Annotated in this window: 22 protein-coding genes; 6 read left to right on the top strand and 16 right to left on the bottom strand. The window is 56.2% G+C overall.

Annotated elements, in window-relative coordinates; translation table 11 throughout:
• Position 1 precedes the first annotated feature (1 nt).
• The 9 genes from TALK_RS12965 to TALK_RS13005 all read right to left on the bottom strand — a co-directional run bounded on the left by TALK_RS12965 (position 2) and on the right by TALK_RS13005 (position 9,055).
• Positions 2-1,195, bottom strand: a complete 1,194-nt coding sequence (locus TALK_RS12965) for a phage head spike fiber domain-containing protein (RefSeq protein ID WP_245829883.1) — start codon at positions 1,193-1,195, stop codon at positions 2-4.
• A 27-nt stretch (positions 1,196-1,222) separates the two neighbouring features.
• Positions 1,223-2,626, bottom strand: coding sequence for a hypothetical protein (locus TALK_RS12970; protein ID WP_085619521.1), 1,404 nt, complete (start codon positions 2,624-2,626; stop codon positions 1,223-1,225).
• Positions 2,627-2,681: 55 nt separating this feature from the next.
• Positions 2,682-3,128: a hypothetical protein gene (locus tag TALK_RS12975; RefSeq protein WP_085619523.1), complete on the bottom strand. Its 447-nt coding sequence runs from the start codon at positions 3,126-3,128 to the stop codon at positions 2,682-2,684.
• On the bottom strand, positions 3,128-5,074 hold the full coding sequence (locus TALK_RS12980; RefSeq protein WP_085619525.1) for a phage tail protein: 1,947 nt from the start codon (positions 5,072-5,074) through the stop codon (positions 3,128-3,130). Before TALK_RS12980 ends, TALK_RS12975 begins: the two co-directional genes overlap by 1 nt.
• Before the next feature lie 259 nt (positions 5,075-5,333).
• Entirely contained in the window at positions 5,334-5,909 is a 576-nt protein-coding gene (locus TALK_RS12985) for a phage connector family protein (RefSeq protein ID WP_085619527.1), read from the bottom strand.
• A 108-nt stretch (positions 5,910-6,017) separates the two neighbouring features.
• Entirely contained in the window at positions 6,018-7,169 is a 1,152-nt protein-coding gene (locus TALK_RS12990; RefSeq protein WP_211274816.1) for a phage major tropism determinant, read from the bottom strand.
• 76 nt (positions 7,170-7,245) lie between these two features.
• On the bottom strand, positions 7,246-7,824 hold the full coding sequence (locus TALK_RS12995; protein ID WP_085619529.1) for a phage tail protein: 579 nt from the start codon (positions 7,822-7,824) through the stop codon (positions 7,246-7,248).
• A 90-nt stretch (positions 7,825-7,914) separates the two neighbouring features.
• Positions 7,915-8,190, bottom strand: coding sequence for a hypothetical protein (locus TALK_RS13000; RefSeq protein ID WP_085619530.1), 276 nt, complete (start codon positions 8,188-8,190; stop codon positions 7,915-7,917).
• 49 nt (positions 8,191-8,239) lie between these two features.
• Positions 8,240-9,055 carry a phage capsid protein gene (locus TALK_RS13005; protein WP_085619532.1) on the bottom strand — a complete coding sequence of 272 codons (816 nt, stop codon included), beginning with the start codon at positions 9,053-9,055 and terminating at the stop codon, positions 8,240-8,242.
• A 254-nt stretch (positions 9,056-9,309) separates the two neighbouring features.
• On the opposite strand from TALK_RS13005, the gene TALK_RS13015 reads away from it, so the two are divergent.
• Positions 9,310-10,071 carry a hypothetical protein gene (locus tag TALK_RS13015; RefSeq protein ID WP_085619535.1) on the top strand — a complete coding sequence of 254 codons (762 nt, stop codon included), beginning with the start codon at positions 9,310-9,312 and terminating at the stop codon, positions 10,069-10,071.
• A gap of 23 nt (positions 10,072-10,094) precedes the next feature.
• On the opposite strand, the gene TALK_RS13020 is transcribed toward TALK_RS13015, so the two are convergent.
• The 6 genes from TALK_RS13020 to TALK_RS13045 form a co-directional block, all read right to left on the bottom strand.
• Positions 10,095-10,853, bottom strand: a complete 759-nt coding sequence (locus TALK_RS13020) for a capsid assembly protein (RefSeq protein ID WP_085619537.1) — start codon at positions 10,851-10,853, stop codon at positions 10,095-10,097.
• Positions 10,854-11,117, bottom strand: a complete 264-nt coding sequence (locus TALK_RS13025) for a Bbp19 family protein (protein WP_085619539.1) — start codon at positions 11,115-11,117, stop codon at positions 10,854-10,856. It lies immediately after the preceding gene.
• Positions 11,114-12,739 (bottom strand): portal protein, encoded by a 1,626-nt coding sequence (locus tag TALK_RS13030; protein WP_085619541.1) that lies wholly within the window; start codon positions 12,737-12,739, stop codon positions 11,114-11,116. Before TALK_RS13030 ends, TALK_RS13025 begins: the two co-directional genes overlap by 4 nt.
• Positions 12,740-12,741: 2 nt before the next feature.
• Positions 12,742-12,978: a hypothetical protein gene (locus TALK_RS13035; protein ID WP_085619543.1), complete on the bottom strand. Its 237-nt coding sequence runs from the start codon at positions 12,976-12,978 to the stop codon at positions 12,742-12,744.
• Between the two features lie 109 nt (positions 12,979-13,087).
• Positions 13,088-13,603, bottom strand: coding sequence for a hypothetical protein (locus TALK_RS13040; RefSeq protein WP_139833822.1), 516 nt, complete (start codon positions 13,601-13,603; stop codon positions 13,088-13,090).
• Positions 13,591-14,031 (bottom strand): hypothetical protein, encoded by a 441-nt coding sequence (locus TALK_RS13045; RefSeq protein ID WP_085619547.1) that lies wholly within the window; start codon positions 14,029-14,031, stop codon positions 13,591-13,593. Before TALK_RS13045 ends, TALK_RS13040 begins: the two co-directional genes overlap by 13 nt.
• 442 nt (positions 14,032-14,473) lie before the next feature.
• Between TALK_RS13045 and TALK_RS13050 the strand changes: the two genes are divergently transcribed.
• Together TALK_RS13050 and TALK_RS13055 are read left to right on the top strand one after the other, a co-directional pair.
• The gene (locus TALK_RS13050; protein WP_085619549.1) at positions 14,474-14,761 is read left to right on the top strand and encodes a hypothetical protein; all 288 of its coding nucleotides are present in this window, start codon (positions 14,474-14,476) and stop codon (positions 14,759-14,761) included.
• A gap of 142 nt (positions 14,762-14,903) precedes the next feature.
• Positions 14,904-15,098, top strand: a complete 195-nt coding sequence (locus TALK_RS13055) for a YegP family protein (protein ID WP_085619551.1) — start codon at positions 14,904-14,906, stop codon at positions 15,096-15,098.
• 74 nt (positions 15,099-15,172) lie between these two features.
• Here TALK_RS13055 and TALK_RS13060 read toward each other — a convergent pair whose 3' ends face one another.
• Complete coding sequence (locus TALK_RS13060; protein ID WP_085619651.1) at positions 15,173-16,207, bottom strand: LacI family DNA-binding transcriptional regulator; 1,035 nt, start codon at positions 16,205-16,207, stop codon at positions 15,173-15,175.
• A 139-nt stretch (positions 16,208-16,346) separates the two neighbouring features.
• Between TALK_RS13060 and TALK_RS13065 the strand changes: the two genes are divergently transcribed.
• The 3 genes from TALK_RS13065 (at position 16,347) to TALK_RS13075 (ending at position 19,279) form a co-directional block, all read left to right on the top strand.
• Positions 16,347-17,357, top strand: coding sequence for a TRAP transporter substrate-binding protein (locus tag TALK_RS13065; protein ID WP_085619553.1), 1,011 nt, complete (start codon positions 16,347-16,349; stop codon positions 17,355-17,357).
• A gap of 96 nt (positions 17,358-17,453) precedes the next feature.
• Entirely contained in the window at positions 17,454-18,005 is a 552-nt protein-coding gene (locus TALK_RS13070; RefSeq protein ID WP_211274817.1) for a TRAP transporter small permease, read from the top strand.
• Positions 18,002-19,279: a TRAP transporter large permease gene (locus TALK_RS13075; protein WP_211274818.1), complete on the top strand. Its 1,278-nt coding sequence runs from the start codon at positions 18,002-18,004 to the stop codon at positions 19,277-19,279. The genes TALK_RS13070 and TALK_RS13075 overlap by 4 nt, the downstream gene beginning before the upstream one ends.
• Position 19,280 lies beyond the last annotated feature (1 nt).

Below are 19,280 nucleotides of genomic sequence, written 5' to 3' on the forward strand. Positions count from 1 at the left end.
TTTACGTCTCGGTCAATGCGATCAACCGATCATCCGAAAGCCGTGCAGGCCAATACGACACCCCGCGCAAATGCCCGTTTAACGCCCCGCTTTCCCCGGCATAACTGCCAATCCCGATATGGGTAAAATTGCGCGGCATCGCGAACCCGCCCGGCGATTTTAAAACCACCCCGTTTTGCGCCACCGCCACCGCGTCATCATCCCAGGCTATCGCGATCTTCCGGCGGGTTGCCGGGGTTAACGTGCCATACAGCGACTGGGTCACAATCGGCACGCCGCCTTTGCGAAGCGACACCCGCAATTGATCGGCGGCACTGTCATAGCCAAGATCAAGATGATCATCATTCAGGCTTGTCGAATAAAGCTGCACAATCCGCCAAATCCCGTCCCACGCGGGCGGTAATTCCAGATCAAAAACCAATGTCCCCGGTCCGGCCTGAAACCAATCCCCCGGATCAAGCCGCACATCGTCAATCGCCCGCGTGGCAGGAACCCCATTACTGATCATATCACTGGTCGATACCGGCCCGGTTTCAAGCTGCGCATTCCAGATCAGGATCGATGCCGCCATTCCCGAAACACTGGTGTTGATTTTCGGATAGCGCGTGGTGCCCGATGCCACCTCGCCAAAGCCAACCCGTTGCCAGCTTTCATCCAAACTCACCGCATGGGCCGATGCCCCGTTTATCCCGCCCAATGTGACATCAACCGTGCCCGAAACCGCCCGCGCCCAGACGGCAAAGCAATGCGTTTCCCCGGCAACCAGATTATCGACCCGCTGATAAAGCCCCGCCGCCCCGCCGGGCAAATCAAGCTGCGTCGCGCCCGCACTGCCATCCGGGGCGGCAAGCCCGGATGCCGAAACGCTTACCCCTGCGTCCTTTTCCCAAAGCACATTGGAAAACGCGGTTGAATAGCGCAACAGATTGCTTGCCGCCCCCTCAATCAAAAGCCCCCTTGCCCGGCCCAGATCATCATGATCATGGCCCGCTTCATCATTGCCGATTTCGCCCAGAACCCCATTTTGCTGTCGCACGATCTTGGCACTGCCGCGCGCCACGCGCAGACAGCTTTCCAGCGGCACATATCGCATGCCCATCTGCCGTTCTCCGTTCATAAAATGATGAAATGATTGGCCGGTTTTCACATCGGAAATGATGCGGCCACTTCCGTCATCCCCGCGCCAGGCAGGCATCCATCGGCTGCATGCAAGTTGCCCTGATCAGCCGCCAATCCGATGCAGATGAAACCAGCTCATCACACTGCTCGCCCCGATCTGGCGGGTGACACTGTCCGAATGTTTAACCCGCACCCGAAGGGCATTATCGGTCCCAACCCCGATCCGGGCGATGCCATTGACCCGCACGCTTTGAAACGCCCCCGATCCGGCACCAACGATATCCGATGCCTGCAAATGCGTGCTCCAACCACCCGCCCCCAAGCGTTCAACATAGATATTGGCCGCCACCGGATCGGCATTGATGGCAAAATGCAGCCCGGCATCAACATGGTAAAACCCCGGCGACAGGTTATTAACCCCATGAAGCGCCGCGTCATAAAGCCCATGGCTGTCTTCGGCGACCTGATCCCATTCCACCAGGAAAAATCCCCCGGCGGGAATATCCTGTACGCCCGTGCGCAAAAGTTTCACCACCGGCCCGCTTTCACGGATCGGCGCGGCAAACCACCGCCCCCCGTCACAAATCAGATCGACACAATCACCGCGCAGCGGCAGCGGATAAATCGCCCGCGCCCCGGCCCCGTCAAGCGACAGAATGTCATCGCCGCTGGCCGCCGCAATATCCACCATCGTGCCATCGCCATTGACGACGCGATAGCGCACCCCATTGCGTGCGCCTGTCACCCCCGGAAGGCTCAATCGCCCGCCATTTGACAACCGCACCAACGATCCCGTCTCGCGAATATCCATGATCCGATCCGTGGCCGCATCAATCACTGGCATCTTGCGTTCATCCTGCCAGGCGGTGACATTTTGCGCCCGCAAATCAACGTCAAGCACCGCACCGGCCATCTGTTGATGAAAACTGACAAGCGCGGTTTCGGCCCGCGTTCCGGCCGCCTCGGATCGATTGGCGGCATCAAGTGCCAAAACACCATGTTGCCCGGCACGGGCAATCTCGCCTGCCTCCGGGCCATTGGCAAAACCGTTGCCCGCATCATTCCAAATCAACGCCCGCCCGGCCGCGATCTTTGGCAAAGCCGCACTGGCCGTCTCGGCATTTGCCGGGTCAAGCCGCACATTGCCCGACATCGCCCGATCGACATCACCAAGGGCCGCGGTCAGATAATCCAAATCCCGATCAATGCCATCACCACGCGGGCTTGCCGTACCGCCATAGGCACTCAGCCGCCGCAACCGCAAACGCCGCGCGATTATAACCGCCACCCCGGTTTGTGGCGGCGTTTCAAACCGCACCATCCCGCCCGGCGCATCATCGGCATCATTCAGGGCAATGTGAAACCCGCTCGCAACCTCATCCTCCCCCAGCCGCACCACCACATCATCGATTGCAAAAACCACAAAGGAAAACGGAAATTCCACCCGCTCGCCATCCCCCGCAAAACGCACCCCGGCCGTGCCAAGCACCTTAAAAATCGCGCTCATCAAACTCCCCCTGTGAAAACACATCCCGCCATTGGCTCCCTTGGAACGCCCGCCCCTATCCCCACCCATCACGCCGTGCAAACCACGCATTTAACCGCGCCACGGTATTGTCCTGCGATGATCGCAAAAGCGATTGCTCGCGCCAGCTCGCCTGTTGATTAACGCTGGCTCGTTGCCGCGCCGCTGCGGCTTCATCGGTCGCCGCCTCCGAAAGCGCCTGTTTTTCAAGCCCGGCCAAAACCGCACTGGCCGACCCGGTTCCACCGCTTTGCAGGCCCGATGCCCCCTGGCGGGCACGAAGCTGGGCTTGCCGGATGCGCAATTCCTCGGCACGTTCGCCCTCGCGCTCGGCCTCAGTCGCGTTAATCTGGTTTATATCGGCCTGTCTTGTGGCCTCGGTTTGTGCCGCGCGGCTTTTTTGGTCCGCGCGATTTGATGAAATCTGCTGCCCGGTTTGCAGCGCCGAAAGCGCCATTGGCGCATAGGATGCAAAGGCCCCCATCAGTCATTCACCCCCAATTCGCTGGCAACGCCCAGCAATAAAAAAGGCCAGGGAAGATCCCCGGCAATATGCCATAATCCGCTATTGGCCGCCCCGCTGCCGCGCCGCCAGCCCAGCGCGCGCAAACTGACATCCCCGCTATAATCCGCATCATTATCGCCACCCCGTCGGCCATTTCCCAACGGCACATCGCGCAATCCGCGCCCGGTATCAACGCGCAACTGACCGCTTTGTTGTACGCGAAACGTCACCGCAATCAGGCGCAAGGCATTGCCACCATGCGGGCGCGTGCCATCCGATCCCGCCGGTGGCAGGGCAGTAATTTCATGGGTAAACGGCAATCCGGCCTCAATCCCATCCACCGCCCCCGCGCCCTCGGGCAAACTGACCGTGCCACCAATAACCGGCACCTCACGATACAAAACACCCCCCGCCCAAATCGCAAGATTGACCCCCTCAAGATCGCCCATCCCGCCCCAATGCCGACGGGGGTCTTCGCCCGAACCAATCTGTTGCGTAATCGCAAGATCAAGCCCACAGGTCTCGTCAAATCGGCCCAGGTAAAACCGCCCGCCGCGTTCGATGCTCAGGTAAACCTGCCCGCCTACAACCGTCACGCCGCGAAACGCGCCACCGGCAATGCTTTGCGCCGACCAGGCGGTAATCGCCTCGCTGCGATAAAGGGTCAATGTGCCCAAACTGCCATCGCCCATCACCACATGCAAAAGCCTGCGATCGGCATCGAATGCCTGATCAACCGGGCTTTGCACCAGATGGCGCGACAGCAATGCCAAATCCGCCGCGCCATAGGCCTGCTCGACATCGGTAAACAGAAACTCGCGAAGCTCGCGCCCGCTGCGCGCGGCAAAGATCGTCGCCCCATCGACATTGACCAAGGGCACGTTTCGATCCGCCCGGCTACCGATCCGGGTTTGGCGCGTCACCTGAATATTGGCCGGTGTTAACGGGTCCCCCGTCACCATCCATTCCGAACCGCTGGTGAAGACCTGCAAATGACGCCCGGCGAAAATGCCGGTAATCGCGTTGACCTGATCGGCCAAAAGGGCAAATTCGATGGCCTCGTCATCCAGCCCCTCGCCGAGATCAAAATTAAACAAATCACCCGATTTCGACATCCACAACCGGTTGGGCAAATCGCGTGATCCGCCAATTACCATGCGGTCCTGATGAAACGTCACGCTGCGCGGCCACCCGCGCACGGATGAAAACACCTGTTCCTCGAAATCCTGTGTTTCACTGGCATCGGGCAGGGTTTCTTTCAGGGCAATGCTCGCCACCGTCGCACTGGTAACAACAGTAATTTCCCCCTCGATCCCTTGAACACGCCAAAACGTGCCAACATGCCCGGCAACAAACAAATCGGAACTGGCGGTAATCGTCACCGTGCCGCTGGTACCCGATGGCGTAATCGCCACCGCCGGTTCGACAAATTTATAATAGGGCTGAAGCCGTTTGACCGTATTTTCCCGCCAGGCCCAATCGGTCAACTGCCAATTACCCTCGCCGCTTTCCCCTTCAACGGCTCCCGTCCGGGTCAAACGCATCGGCGCCACATCGGGATGCACCACCAACAGCGTATCGGCACTTTGCGTCCAGCTTAACAGCGCGTGATGATCAACCCCGAACGGCGTTTCAAACGATATGATCGCCACCCCGTCGCGGTAAATCGTGCCGCGATAATCCCCAAATGCCATCAAATAGGTCTGCTGGGTATTGAACTCAAACGGGATCAACCGCACCGGCCCATCCAGATCATCGACCAACCGAATACCGGGCCGCCTGCGCACCCCGCCCGAAGGCTCGATAAACACATTGCGCAATCGGGCCGCCCCATTGCCATAGGCATTTAAATCCGACCGCCCCCATAATTCCGGGGCCAATTCACCGGTCGAAAAGGTCGTCTTTTCCAAAACCCTGCGCGCCATTTTTATTCGGCTCCCCTGCCCTGCCCTGTCCCGATCCCGCCGATCCCGCCAAGTCCGCCTCATGCCACGAATATCAGCGACCTGCCCCGCACATCACCCCGCTAGCCCAATCCGCGCAAACCCCAGCGCCCCGCTACACCCGATGCCGCCAGAACACCCAACTTTCCACCCTTTACGCAAAGCAGCGCAAAGCAGCCCAAAGCAACACCGGGCTGACACCATGCTGCCCCTCGCATCTGTTTTGCTGTTTTTGAAAAACTTAACTGCGCACCCCGATCAGGGTGAAATCATCAATCGCCCGCGGTGTCGATTGCTGCGCATCGGCCAGTCGCGCGGCGCGAAACTGATCCTCGGCCCGCTTAAACAAATATTCCGCCCGCGACGCACTTTCGGTCAGCGGCAAACAAAACTCGGCGGCCAGCCGCGTCATCAAGGCCAGATCAAAAAACGCCGGAAACGATGCCTCTGCCATGCGCCCGACATAGCGCAAATACGCCCGGTCCGCCCGGCACATCACCGCATCCTGACGTACCTCAAATTCCGGCACCCCGCCGGTTTCGCTTTCCAATGACAACAGCCGGATAAAATCCCCCGGCAAGGCAAATAACGTTTCCCCCGTATCCGTCTGCCCGACGCCTTCATCGGCCAACCGCGCCAGCCAAACCCCCTTCGCCGCAAACCGCCAGGGATACCCCGCCAGCATCCCGTCGCGAATGGCCGGATACAACATCCCCGCCACCTCGGCCTCGGCGGTATCCTCATCAAAAGAAACAATCGGCGCTGCCCCGATCATCACCAAGGCACGCGCACACAGCGCGATATCGCTTAGGGCCATACCATTCCCCCCCAAAGAAAAGGGGCCCGGAAAACCGGGCCCCAGTTGTGCGTTCAATCAGACCTTAGATGGAAACTACAGCCAGATAGAAAGCCTTAATCGCACAGATCACAGGGCGTCACAGACGCCACGCATACCTACAATACCGTTGGTAAACCAAGGTTTTGAGCCTGAGTGCAAGCAACGAGAACCGGCTTCATCTCCGTAGTTCCAAACGCCACCACCAGCAAAGCTTCGCCATTCAGCATGGTCGACAACCCCCCGAGGAATACTGGCGTCTTTACCAACATTTACTACTGTAAAGTCCTTCCTGAGGGTGTCCCCCCAATCCGAGTGTTCACCAATGTAATCCCAAAGGTTACCGACAACGTCCACCACATTGAACATTGAGATAGCCTTTGCCACAGTGCCAGATGGCGCTGGACCAGTATTCGTATTTGCAGCCCAAGCACAGTCGTTATTAGCGCTCTGGCCTGCCGGAGAACCTTCCGCGTAAGTCAGAAACTCTTCAACCACCGGAAGTCGTTTACCGGCATTCCGCAGCAGCAAATGAAAATCAGAACGAGCATAGACATTGTTTCGAATCAGGCTTTGTCCGTAACGGCTTACCGGAACATTTTCCGGCCAGATACCGCCACCTTCGCTGTTCAGATAAATATCCGCCCAGAAACCGCCCGGCGTGATTTCCACCATACCGGTCGGATCACAGGACGGACGATGTTGCAAATCCCAAACGCTGTTCGGCACGATCTGTACTGACGGGATATAGTCAGTATCGTAACGGTTAACCACCGGCCGTACCCGACCATAGTGGAAACCGCCAATCTTGCGGCTGTTAACCGCCGTATAGCCATCTGGAATATCAGCATTTTTACTGGCAACCAGCTTCGCCTGGATATCGCCATCATCGACCGCATAGATATAGACATCATCGCCAAGTACCAACGTGCCCAACGATCCGTCATGGTTTGTGGCATCTGACACATCCCAGCTCGATTGGGCTGCAATCATATAACCCTTGCCATTCCCACCAATATTTACCGATCCTTCCGGAATATCGAGTGTGACAGCACCTGCTGCGGATATTTTCCCCATCATAGAGAAATACCCGGCTCCTGCCGCAATAGTCGTCAGTGCCTGATTTCCAGCCAAAGCCTGAATCGCCTGCAAAAGCTGGGTGTCATCCTGACGATCAGGCGTGATATTTGCGGCAAGAACAACGTTAAGAACTTCACTTGCAACCGGGGTATTACACTGCATGGATATTCTCCGTGTTTGAACAAAAAAACCCGGCAGCACAGGGCTACCGGGTCGAAGGTTGGCTTAAGAAGTAGAATCAGACCTTGATGATGTAGTTCAGCACCACAAAGGGCTGCATATTGTTATGAGGTTGGTTCCCGCCTGTCAGTCCGGTTGATCCAAACTGCCCATTACCGTTCGAGCCAACATTATGAGGCCCCGTAGTATTGAAGGTATCTCCGTGACTATGCGATGGCATCTCATCAATCGTAAGTTGATGAGTTTCGGCACCATCTGTTGCACCAAGAACGCGATCCGTCAAATTAACGCCCTGACCGACCCCAATTGCTGTTCGGCCGCGCAAATCCGGGAGCTTGAAGCTACCCGTAGCTGCACCTTCGCCGTAAACCGTTCCAATCAGAGTAAACAGATCGACATGCTCGCTGGCGAGAAGTTCAGTGCCATCACAAAGCATAAAGCCTTCGGGGGCAGTTGCACCGGCATAAGTCAGAACGGTGCCAATCGGAGCTGACCCGACATTACCGCCGTTACCACCGCCCGAAACCAGTGTATTAATCGCCTGCAACAACTGCGTTTTGTCATCGCAATCCGGCCAGATACCTGCGGCCTGAATGACATTAAGGACTTCACATTCGACTGGTTTGGAACCCTGCATGGGCGTTCTCCTTGGTTGCGCATAAAAAAACCGCTCCTGCCAAAACAGAAACGGGTCGAGGGAAAGGTGAAATTTTCGGATTGTGCCAAATCAGTCGGTGTTGCTGGTGCCCACCGCCGTCATATCGCGGACGTCAACGCCCGCAGCACCAGAACTTGCCACCACGAACATGCCGCCCGATATGGTGCCATCGCGGTTGGTATTGGCGATGATGAAATCGCCGATGCGCAGCATGTCGCGCGCATCTTCGAAATAGCCCGATGTATCAACATCAGTCGCAAGGTCAGGGGTGATGTAATGCCAAAGCGTAAAGCCATTGGCATAGGCCAGAACACTGAGGTTTCTGGCTTTAAAGCCTTCTGCCATTAGGGTCTCCATTGTTCGGAAATGTTACGTCGGGGACGAAATATCGCGCCTATTCCTTGGCCCGAATGCAGGTCACACCGGCTTCATCAATCAGGGCCGCCCCCTGACTCATCGAGTTATTGACGAAATGTGCCGCATGATCGCCGTGCCAGGTAATATCGGATTGCACTTCGGACCCGATGGCATGGCCAATCGCGGTGCGGTGATACCAAAAGCACGAGCGAATACCCGCCGCCACCGGCAAGCCGGAATGCGGCATCCAAAGCGTCCCGAGCCAGCGTTTGGCCTGCGTGCCCTTCCACGGAAGGTCTTCATCGCCGATATAGTCGCTGGAGGAAAACTCGTTAATCTGAAGCAGTTCAGACCACTGTTTCCAGCCAACAACCGCATAACGCTGCCCGTCGTCGGGCACATCACGATTGCCCAGCCCCTCGAACGCCTTCATCACCTTGTCAAGGGTCAGGCCATCGGTATTATCGGGCAAGACATCGCTGGTCCCGGTCAGGGCATTGATGATCAGCTCGTCGGTTTTCCGGCCCAGCGCATAGGCCCCGGCATTGGCCAGCACCATTTTTTCATCATGATTGACCTTAAGCTCGTCGAGCGCATCCACCCAATCACCCGCATAGTAATCGCGAAGATCACAGCGGACGGCCTCGTGATCGGCATTCATCACCGGGATTTTGCCATGCCGTGCCTTGGTGGTTGCCGTGCCCTTGCCAACTTTTTGGAAAACGGTGCTCGCCCCCTTCACACTGTTTTTAACCCGCACCGTATTGCGCAGTTTTGATCCCATGCGCTGATAGGCCTGATGCACATCGGCCTGAAAATGGTCGACGAAACTTTTATCGATTGTCACGCTCATCGGTTTTGTTTCCCTTTGCCTTGAAATACTTGTGCGACCGGCACCGCATTCAAACAGCGCCAAAGGTCGGCAAATTTGACAATCGCGCCATATTTGCACCCCGAACCGGTCATCTTCTGGTCATGCTTGACGTGTCTTGTGGCGTTGTTCCAAACCCCACCTGCCGGGGATTGAACAATTGTCCGGTTTGCCCGGATCTGTTGCACATCTTGGGCCTTTGCCCTTCTGATCAGACTTAAAGTTGGAGCTTTGCGTTGCGCGCAAAACTGTTTGCCTTCATCACCCTGATCGGGGCCGGGGCAGCGGGATATACCCTGCTGCCCTATACCCCGATACCGGGCTATTTCGATGCTTTTGCCAATCGGGTTTCGGCCCTTGCCGGGTTCGGGGCGGAAAACATCCGCAACCGTGTTTTGCCCGAACTTGAAAGCCAGCTTTCAAACGCAGATCTGACAATAGGCACCCCGGTTTTCATCCGCGTGTTCAATGCCGAACGTGACCTTGAAATCTGGCTGCGCGGTGACAAACGTTACCGCCTGTTCAAACGGGTTGGTTTCTGCCCGCCAAATGGTGACAAGACGCAAACGGGTTTTGCCGGACTTGGCGTTTACAACATCACCCGTGAGGGCCTTGTCCCCAACAGCCCCCATCACCTTGAAATCACCCTGACACCCCTGACATCAGGAGCCCCCGAAGACACCCGCGAACAGGGCCAAGCCACCCCGCCCGCCATATATGGCAATTGCGAAGGTAGCGGCAGCATTGCGCTTGAAAACAGCGATATCGAACCGGTCTTTATCCTGATCGATACCGCCCTTCGCGCCGGGCAAAGTCAGGTGCCGGTACATATATTTGAACAACACCAGAATATGGATGATGCCCTGGCCCTGGCCGAAGATGCGTTTGAAAGCGTTCCGGCACCGGGACTTTATGATGTTTACACCGCCTTTGAACGTACCCGTATCCCGCCCGAGGTCCATAAAGCCAATGGCCGTTATCAGGTTGATGCGCATTAGCCCCAAAAACCGCCTGCCGAAACTCAACCATCCTGCAAACGGTCAAAGGCTGTCTGCACCTCGGCCACCAGCCCCGGATCGCGATCGCGCCAATAGCGCGGGTCGTTCATTTTTGTCCGAATTTCCGACCGCAAATCACCGCCACCGGCCCCATTGCCACCGTTTAATCCCGGTTCCGCCCCGCCGGTCATCAAACGATGCAAGGTCCGCACCCCGTCGGCGGATTGACACAACACGTCAAACGCCGCCCCCGGAAAGTTTTCCTGCCCCCATTTTTCGATCTTTGGCGCCAGCCGCGCCCAGTTTTGCGCCCCGCCAAACTCGGCAACAAGTGTTGCGCGATCTGCTGCGCGTTGCCCGGCGGTATCGATTTCGCCAACCATCGGCCCAATCACTTCCGCCGCAAGGTCATAGACCAATTGTGCCTGTACCCCGGTAAAGCCCGCCTGATGCAACCGTTCATTCAAGGCCGGATCAACCGCCCCCAAAACGGCATCAACCGAAATTTCATAACCATCGGGTGTTTCCGGCACGGTTAACAGGGCGGCATTTTCGCCATCCGTCATACTGTCCACCGCCGGATCAGGACCAAGACCGGCATCGGGTCTCGATGACGGTTCAGACGCCCCCGGCACTGACGGATTGGTCCCCAAATCTGGTTCACCGGCCAATGGCATTGGCGGATTTCCAGCATCCCCTTGCCCGGCATCCAATGCCTCTGCGGTCGGGGACAAAGCCGGGGTCAAAAGGCTTTCTGCGGTGTTTTGATGTCCCATGCTCATCTATTGCTCCCCTATGGTTGTCTTTACAAAATCCCCGTCGCGGTCCTGTGCAAGACGGGCGATTTGCAGTACCAAAGCCCGTTGCCCTTCGCGCATCCAGATCGCCCGATCCGTGCTTTGCGGGCCAAGGGCGGTGCGGGTAATGCTGCGATCCAGATCGGCCAGAACCTTCTGCCCGGCGCGGCTGGCAAAGCAATGGCGCCAGTGATCATCGGCGGTTTCATCCGTCACCGCCAAATCCTCAAACCAATCCCAACCGGTCATGGCAATTCCCCTTCAACCCCGGTAATCCCCGCAATCGTGGCCGGCAACATCGGACGCAACAAATGGTCCGGCACACCAAATTGATCGGCCAGCCAGCGCACCATATGGGGCATATCAATTTCGCCCAAGGCATCTGGCCCCAGCGTCGCAATGCGCGATAACCAATCCATCGCCTGCCCGGCCTGAACCCGTTTGGGCAATTGCGCCAATGGCGCACTGTGGCGCAGTTGCACAACATCGCCATCCAGCGGCATCTCTGGCAATTCACCCCGTTTGACCAGAATATGAATCGCACGCCGGATCAGGGGATAAAGCAATTCAGCCTGTAATCGGCCATAGGTCGCGCCCAGCAACCGGGCGTTTTCCGATGCCCGTTCCAGCACCTCGGTCGCCGTCATGCCGGGCTGGTCACTTTGCCCCAAACGATCGGCCAGCAAACAGCGCCGAATGCGGTCACGCAAATCAGACAGCACAAGATCGGAAACATCAAACCGCCCCGGTGCCTCAAGCGGCTTTAACCCCGCCGATCCCACCGCCTTGGGGATGATGCTTCCCGGCACAAGGCGAATGGTCGCGGGGTTTAACACCCCATCATCATCGGCCTGCCAGATGCCGGTCACCGCGATGGAGGCATTTTTAAGCACCAGTTCGACCACCTTGTTGGCGGTCTTGATATCGGGCAATGCCTTCATCACCGGCGACCGGCCATAAACCTCGCCCGGGGCCTTCATCCAGCGAAAGGCGATATAGGGCGACACGTCAAACCGGTCACGATGGATCACACCGTCACTTGACCCCTTGCCCGTCGCGATCTGGGCATCATCATAAAACACACAAAGCTGATACCCCCCCGCAACGCCCGGATCGGGCAAGACCGCCTCGACCACGGCAAAGCGTTTCGGGGTTTGATCGGCACCGCGATCATCATCTGGCAGCGTCGCATTCGGCCAGGTTTGCGCAATATCATCGCGGGTCAGTGACAATTTGCGAAATACCGCGTCCATTCGTCCATCTGATCGTTCTTCGAACGCCAGTTCACGCAGTGGCACCGCGCCAAAGCGAAAGGCCGACGGGTTTTGCAGATCATCACTTTCAAGGCGCAAACAGGCCGTGCCCGCCGTAACCAGATCCAAAAACGCCTGATGCATTTCAACGGCGAAATTGGATCGATCAAAATGCCCCTGAAGAATGCGTGCCGCACGCGCCAAACGTGCGGTCAGGATTTCACGATCTTGGTCGGCAACATTGCCACCCGGCTCAAAATCAAACCAGCCGCCCGTCGGCGGGGTGATTTCAGCCATCAGGCTGGCGGCAAGCTGTTCAACCGCATCGGGGGCTGTTGAATCAAACACCCGGTCAAACCGTTTCGCCCCGTTCGAGGCAACCGATTGTTCGCTGGCCCCATTGCGTTGCGGCAGGGCAAATTCATAACATTCCTGCCAATGCTTTTGCCAATTGCCTTGGCGTGCCAGGGCGGCGCGATAGCGCGCCTGCAAACTCTCAATCGCGATACCATTTTGGCGCGGCCCGGATGTGCCATTCCCAGCATCGCGAACATCGCCCGCCCCACCACCATCACCAACATCACGCCCGGCCGATTTTGCCGTTTCCCGTCGCGCCATTGCTATTCCCCCAAAAGGTTTTTGCCGCCTGCGGCCTGTGTAATGCGGTCGGTCAAAAGCCCGCGAAAACTGGTGCCGATCAAACCGGCCCGGCCATAACGCCGCCGTTCCAGCGCCTCGGTCCGCGCACGGCGCGATGCCTCGGCCGCGGTTTCACCGTCATCGGCAACCGTCGTGTCGGATGCGGTCTGAACCGGGGTCGTGACATTTGGTGTCGGGGTGGAAAACAAACTGCCCATTGTGCCCCCAAAATTCGGTTTGAAACCAAAAACGCCCGCAAGGCGATAAAGCCGTGCGGGCGCAGTTGTCGTGTTGATTTGCCTCTTATGTCACATTAAAAAGAACAAATCAAGAACATTTTTCAGAAAAAAACACATCGCCCTGATAGCGACGCCGATAACCGATTTCTTCGGGGTTTCTCAGCGCCTGAAAAAGCTGATGCGGGGTGATGATCCAGAACCCCGAAATGCCCAGCAACCGTTTGACAAATTCGACACAGGTAAACGCCCCGAACCGCACCCGTTTGGGCACTTCGGCCGGATAACTGACCCAAACGCAATCAAAACCGCGACCGCGATAATAGGCTTCGGGATCAAACAAAACCGAATAATGCCAAATATCGCATGCTACCCGATGGCTTTGCGGATCAAGGCAAATCCAATCCCCGGCCCGCGCCCCAGACATGACAACAAAGCAATGCCGAAAGCCCGGTTTAAGGCCGCGCAAAAGCTTCTTTTCCGGCGCATCGGCAAACACCACCAGCACATCACGCATGGCAGCATCACGTGTTTCCGGCGGGTCCTGATCCGGGGTCAAAATCGGCTCCTGACAAGGCTTGACCGCATCGCGCATCAAACACTGCATGGCGATAAATCCCCCGTCATTTCGATCATCCGTTCGGGATTGTGAAAAGCCTCATCATCACGCGGTAAAACAATATCACGCGCAATCAAAACATCTTGCAAGGCGTCCATCGCCTGATCCCAAAGTGCTGCCTTGGGCCCTTCGCGCGGGTCCCGCGGATCAGGCGTGCGTTCGACAATGCCGAAATATTCGATCACCTGCAAATGCCGGTCGTGCAAGGTGCCGTCGCGTCTAAGCCGCATCACCGCGTTATAAATATCATCGGGGTCACAGGGGCGGATCACCTCGCCCGCATCGGCAATTACACGTGCCCCTTCGATCCGTGCTGTCTGACATCGCACAAACCAAAACCAGGCCTGCCGGGCACTGGCAAAGGGTGTAATCGTGCGATGCGACAACGGTTTGGGAAAAAGTCTCTGTTCGGTCATTCCGCCCTCCTGCTGATCTGCCTGTCTGCTGTTCTGCTCGTTCGCCACCATCAACACCGCCCTTGCGTTCAGACATGCCGCCATGCCCCGAACACACCCCGCGATATTCGCCCTCTTTCTGGCCCCGGATTTCAGCAATTCCTTGCAAAAACCCGCACCAATCCCCTGCCACGCAAAGGATGCGCAGCCAATTGGCGTGCCCGATATGTGAAAAGTGCGATACGTGCAAAGCCCGGTTTGGCTACCGTACCAAACCCGCCTGCCCGGTTATGGGCTACTTCCGGATGCAATTCCGGTGTTGATGCACAAGCTATAATCTTCTTTTGTTCTCATTGTAAAGGATTAATTTCCTATCGCGTTAACAGCCGCAAAAACGCTCGACTTGTCGGGCGGCGGGTGAATAATGGCACTCCCATTTTCACATAACAGACGAGAGACTCCCATGAGCTGGGTCAGCATCAAGATGACGGAACAGGAAGCTCTGGGATCGTCCAATGCCTTTATCGACGCCTTTGACAAGCTTTTCCTTGCCGCCAAATCCCCGAAAACCGCGGCGATTTTCTGTTCACGGGTCATGGGGCCAGAGGATGCCTATTACCTGTCACCGGATGCGAAAACCATCGCCGCATCGCTTTTGCCGCTACGCAATCCAACCCCATGCCCCAAGCCATCCAAAAAGGATGTCATCCTGCTTGCCGGGCATGATGACGCGATTGCGCTTTTGGGGTAACGCGCGGCGTTTCTGATCGAAAGCTTGCCTGCGCCTGTTTTGTCACAGAACAAGACTGGCAAAAGTCTTAGGAGATGCCCCTTGTCATCAAGGGGCGCGCCAAATATGGCGGAAAATCCACAGACATTCAGGAGAAACACCCATGGCAAATGCACCATCGCCGCGCTATTCGCTTTACAAGGATAAAAAGGGTGAATGGCGCTGGACCTTTATCGCCAAAAACGGCGAAAAAATCGCGATGAGCAGCGAGGGCTATAAAAACAAGTCCGACTGTGTCCACAGCATTGATTTGCTGAAAGACTCAAAAGACGTGCCCGTTCATTCCGATACCGACTGATATGGAAAACCCCGGCGTCATATCCGGGGTTTTTTAAACTTTTCTTATGCCCCGCCATCGTCGGGGATGGGGCATTACGGCAGGTTTTCTTTAACCACAATCTGCATGGTCAAATCGGCAACGCCTTGCATCGGGGCGGCACCGTTGCGGATATTGTCGAATATTTTAAGGGCGTTTTGCACGATGATATCGGGGCTTTGGGTAATGACGATATCCATGATGTCTTCAAGCAGAAATTTGCGCGTATCCGATGTCAGGCCGTGACCAATAAAGACGATATCACGCCCCCGGTCACTTTCGCGCAATGCCCGCGCAATGCCATCCGATGATCCCCCGACATTATAGATGCCGATCAGATCGGGATATTCCGCCAAAAGCGACACCGTGTGGTGATAGTTTTCACTGCGATTATCGTGGCCTTCACGCGCGGCGATCACCGAAATCCCCGCAAAACTTTCATCCATCAAACTAAGAAAGCCCATTTCGCGCTCTTCATGGGCGCGATAAGTGCGACTTGCCGTGATCAGCGCAACCCGGCCGGTTGTTTGACGGGTTAACCGGCCCAGCAAATACCCCGCCGTGCGTCCAACCGCCCGATTATCCAGCCCGACATAGGCCGAATGACGTATTCCGGCAATATCTGACACCAGCGTAATGACGTGCTTTCCCTGGGCCTGCAAATCCGCAATGGTTTCGCGCACCAGCGGGTGATCAATCGCCATAAAGGCAATGCCATCGGCGGTTTTACCGTGCTGGCGCATGGCATCTGACAACAGTTTTGGATTGAAACTGTCGATGAAAAAACATCGCGCCCGAATGTTGTAGCCCGATGGTTGTTCCGCCGCGGCTTTGATGGTTTCCCCCAAAAGCCCAAGATACGGATTGGTCCCTGCTGGCAACAGGAAAACAACCTTCATCGGGCGCGGGCGGAAATTTGCCTGCATGTCGGATTCTGGCAAATACCCCAGTTCGGCAGCGGCCTGCAAAACACGTTTGGCCGTCATTTCACGCACGCCGGATCGCTTGTTTAAAACACGGTCAACAGTTGCGGGTGAAACCCCGGAAAGTTCAGCAATATCCTTGATTACCGGGCCGGTCGTCTTTGGCATCTTTCCCTCAAAACCATCAAAAAACATCAATTAATGATGTTTAATGAGGGATAAACTTTCACCTACCATCAATTTATTCAAGGGAAAAACAACAATAACCCTTCATATTGCGGTCCACGGACCATCACGGGAGGAAACAATGCTCACACACGGAAAATTCCGACATTTCGCGCTGTCGATTGCAGCAGCGGCATCTTGTAGTCTGTTTGCCTTTGGCGCGCAGGCACAGGATATCGAACTTAATTACGGCCACATGAATTCACCGACCAGCATCACCGGTTTGCAAGCCGACTGGCTGGCCGAGGAAGTCGCCAAAAACACCGGCGGCAAGGTCAAGATCAGCGTTTATCCGTCTTCCCAGCTTGGCAAAATCCAAGAACTGGCCGAAAGCGTTTCGACCGGCGCGATTGCGTTGTCGCATAACACGGCCGGGGCGCTAAGCTCGCTTTACGAAGATTTCGGTGTCCTTGATACGCCGTATCTGTATCGCGACTATGATCACCTGATGAATGTTGTCGATATTCATTCGCCGGTGATGGAAAAACTGAATGCTGGCCTGATCGAAAATACCAATATGCGCGTTTTGTATGCGTTTTATTTCGGCACCCGCCAGTTAACCGCTGACCGTGCGATCAAAACCCCGGCCGATCTTGCCGGTGTTAAAATCCGCGCCATTCCGTCCCCGGTTTATTTAACCGCGGTTGAAGGCCTTGGTGCGGCACCGGTTCCGGTTGATTGGTCCGAAGTTCCAACCGCCCTTGCAACCGGCATCGTTCAGGGCCAGGAAAACCCGGTCAATGTGGCATTGGTTCACAAACTGTTTGATGTGCAATCACACATGATGCTGACCGGGCATATTTCGGCTGCAGAAATCGTTGTGATCAACGAAGACACCTGGCAGGGCTTCCCCGACGACGTCAAAGCAGGCATTGAAAAAGCCGCCGAAACCGTGCGTCAAAAAGCATCAAAAATGATCCTTGATAACGAGGCCGGTGACCTTGAAAAGCTGAAAGAAGCCGGCATGACGATCATCGGCCCGGATGACGGGCTTGACGTTGCCGCATTCCGCGCCGGCGTGGAAAAGCTTGTTCATGAACGGTTCGACGAGAAATATGGCGCGTATTATAAAGAAATCAGCGCCATAAAGTAATCTTGTTTCGGGTGGTCCGACCCTGATTATCATCGCCGGACCACCCGATTTTTGAACCTTCGCCCCTTGTCCTGTCACCCTTATTCGGGGTCTGTCATGCCCAACAGGAATTCCCCGATCTATCGGGGGCTGGATCACATTTGCCGCATCCTGACATTACTGGCGATGCTTATGCTGGCTTTGATGACGGTCCTTGTCGTCGGTCAGGTGATCCTGCGTAATCTTTTCGATCTTGGCCTGCCTTGGGCCGATGAACTGGCGCGCATTTCAAATATTGCGCTGGTGTTCTTCGTCGTTCCGGCCCTGATGCTTCATAACCGTCATATCGCAATTGATCTGCTTTACAGCGCGCTACGTCCACGCGGCAAAGCGATCTTGCGCTTCCTGAATTACATTCTGATCACGGGTTTTTCGGCTGTATTCCTGTTTGCGCTTTATAAATTCCTTTTACGCGCTGGCAAATTTTCCACCCCATCCATGGGGCTTTCAAACTTTGTGGTTTATGCCCCGGCGGTGATTGGCATTGGAATGCTTTTGGCGGTTGCGATCTATCGCCTTGTGACCGGCACCGAACCCGCCGCCCATCATGAAGAAGCCGACGGCGATGATATTGATACCGCCGCGCCCAACAAGGATCCAAACCCATGATGAGCGCGACACTTCTTGTCCTGTTTCTGGTTCTGATGCTGATCCGGTTGCCGATTGCCATTTGCCTTGGCCTGTCATCCGCCGTCGTCATGATCCTGTTTAACCTGCCGATGACAGTTCTGGCCCAGCGCACGGTCAATGCGCTTGATTCAACGCCGCTTTTGGCAGTGCCACTGTTTATTTTTGCCGCAAGCCTTCTCAGCACATCGGGCGTCACCAACCATCTGTTTGAACTGGTGCGCATGATCGTCGGCTGGATCCGGGGCGGTACCGCACAGGTCAGCGTTCTGGTCAGTCTGATCTTTTCCGGTGTTTCGGGTGCGGCCCTTGCCGATATCGGCGCCCTTGGTTCGATCCAGATCAAGATGATGCGTAAACAAGGTTACAGCGCCGAATTTGCATCGGGCATCACCATGGCGGCCGCCACCATCGGTCCGATTTTTCCGCCCAGCATCCCGATCATTATCTTTGCCTCGGTCGCCAATGTATCCGCGGTTAAATTGCTGATTGCCGGGATTGTGCCCGCCATTCTGATCACCGCTCTTTTGATGATTCAAGTCGGGGTCATGGCGCGCATCCACAAATTACCGCGTGACGATGTCAAATTTGACTGGGCTGCCTTTGGCCGCAAATTTATCGTCTCCCTGCCCGCCCTTGCCGCACCGGTTCTTTTGATCGGCGGTTTGATATCGGGGTATTTCGGCCCAACCGAAGTCGCCGGGGTCACGGTGGCCTATGCCCTGTTTATCGGCAAGTTCATCTATCGCGAACTCGATTTCAAACGCGTCGTTACGGCTGCACGTGACACGGTCGATGCCACCGGCAGCGTGTTGTTCATCGTTGCCACCGCCGCCCTGTTTGCCTGGGTCCTGACCATGGACCGATTGCCCGCAACCGCCAGTGCGTTTCTGCTTGATCTGTCTGACAACCCGTTGATCTTGCTGTTTATCGTCAATGTGCTGTTGCTGGTTGTCGGCATGTTCTTGGAATCAATCGCCGCCATCCTGATCATTGCCCCGATCATCACCCCCGCCCTGACGGCGGCTGGTGTTGATCCGCTGCAACTGGGCATCGTCTTTGTCTTGAACCTGATGATCGGGCTTCTGACACCGCCGGTCGGTATGAGCCTTTATATGGTCAGCATCATCGCAAAGATGCCGCTGCACCGGGTCATCCGTGGGGCGCTGCCGTTCCTGATCCCGTTATTTGTGTCGCTTCTGGCGATCACCTGCATACCGGCAATTTCAACCTGGTTGCCAAACCTTCTTGGATAAG

Origin of the sequence: Thalassospira alkalitolerans, from assembly GCF_002115745.1 — a bacterium.
GTDB classification, from domain to species: domain Bacteria; phylum Pseudomonadota; class Alphaproteobacteria; order Rhodospirillales; family Thalassospiraceae; genus Thalassospira; species Thalassospira alkalitolerans.

Excerpts from the sequence above, each read along its gene's own strand:
- TALK_RS13060 (WP_085619651.1), bottom strand. The coding sequence starts at position 16,207 with ATGCCAAAGACGACCGGCCCGGTAATCAAGGATATTGCTGAACTTTCC.
- TALK_RS12970 (WP_085619521.1), bottom strand. The coding sequence starts at position 2,626 with ATGAGCGCGATTTTTAAGGTGCTTGGCACGGCCGGGGTGCGTTTTGCG.
- TALK_RS13005 (WP_085619532.1), bottom strand. The coding sequence starts at position 9,055 with ATGAGCGTGACAATCGATAAAAGTTTCGTCGACCATTTTCAGGCCGAT.
- TALK_RS13065 (WP_085619553.1), top strand. The coding sequence starts at position 16,347 with ATGCTCACACACGGAAAATTCCGACATTTCGCGCTGTCGATTGCAGCA.
- TALK_RS13050 (WP_085619549.1), top strand. The coding sequence starts at position 14,474 with ATGAGCTGGGTCAGCATCAAGATGACGGAACAGGAAGCTCTGGGATCG.
- TALK_RS13075 (WP_211274818.1), top strand. The coding sequence starts at position 18,002 with ATGATGAGCGCGACACTTCTTGTCCTGTTTCTGGTTCTGATGCTGATC.
- TALK_RS13000 (WP_085619530.1), bottom strand. The coding sequence starts at position 8,190 with ATGGCAGAAGGCTTTAAAGCCAGAAACCTCAGTGTTCTGGCCTATGCC.
- TALK_RS13040 (WP_139833822.1), bottom strand. The coding sequence starts at position 13,603 with ATGCAGTGTTTGATGCGCGATGCGGTCAAGCCTTGTCAGGAGCCGATT.
- TALK_RS12980 (WP_085619525.1), bottom strand. The coding sequence starts at position 5,074 with ATGGCGCGCAGGGTTTTGGAAAAGACGACCTTTTCGACCGGTGAATTG.
- TALK_RS13020 (WP_085619537.1), bottom strand. The coding sequence starts at position 10,853 with ATGAGCATGGGACATCAAAACACCGCAGAAAGCCTTTTGACCCCGGCT.
- TALK_RS12990 (WP_211274816.1), bottom strand. The coding sequence starts at position 7,169 with ATGCAGTGTAATACCCCGGTTGCAAGTGAAGTTCTTAACGTTGTTCTT.
- TALK_RS13055 (WP_085619551.1), top strand. The coding sequence starts at position 14,904 with ATGGCAAATGCACCATCGCCGCGCTATTCGCTTTACAAGGATAAAAAG.
- TALK_RS13045 (WP_085619547.1), bottom strand. The coding sequence starts at position 14,031 with ATGACCGAACAGAGACTTTTTCCCAAACCGTTGTCGCATCGCACGATT.
- TALK_RS12975 (WP_085619523.1), bottom strand. The coding sequence starts at position 3,128 with ATGGGGGCCTTTGCATCCTATGCGCCAATGGCGCTTTCGGCGCTGCAA.
- TALK_RS13070 (WP_211274817.1), top strand. The coding sequence starts at position 17,454 with ATGCCCAACAGGAATTCCCCGATCTATCGGGGGCTGGATCACATTTGC.
- TALK_RS12995 (WP_085619529.1), bottom strand. The coding sequence starts at position 7,824 with ATGCAGGGTTCCAAACCAGTCGAATGTGAAGTCCTTAATGTCATTCAG.
- TALK_RS13025 (WP_085619539.1), bottom strand. The coding sequence starts at position 11,117 with ATGACCGGTTGGGATTGGTTTGAGGATTTGGCGGTGACGGATGAAACC.
- TALK_RS12965 (WP_245829883.1), bottom strand. The coding sequence starts at position 1,195 with ATGCCTGCCTGGCGCGGGGATGACGGAAGTGGCCGCATCATTTCCGAT.
- TALK_RS13035 (WP_085619543.1), bottom strand. The coding sequence starts at position 12,978 with ATGGGCAGTTTGTTTTCCACCCCGACACCAAATGTCACGACCCCGGTT.
- TALK_RS13030 (WP_085619541.1), bottom strand. The coding sequence starts at position 12,739 with ATGGCGCGACGGGAAACGGCAAAATCGGCCGGGCGTGATGTTGGTGAT.
- TALK_RS12985 (WP_085619527.1), bottom strand. The coding sequence starts at position 5,909 with ATGGCCCTAAGCGATATCGCGCTGTGTGCGCGTGCCTTGGTGATGATC.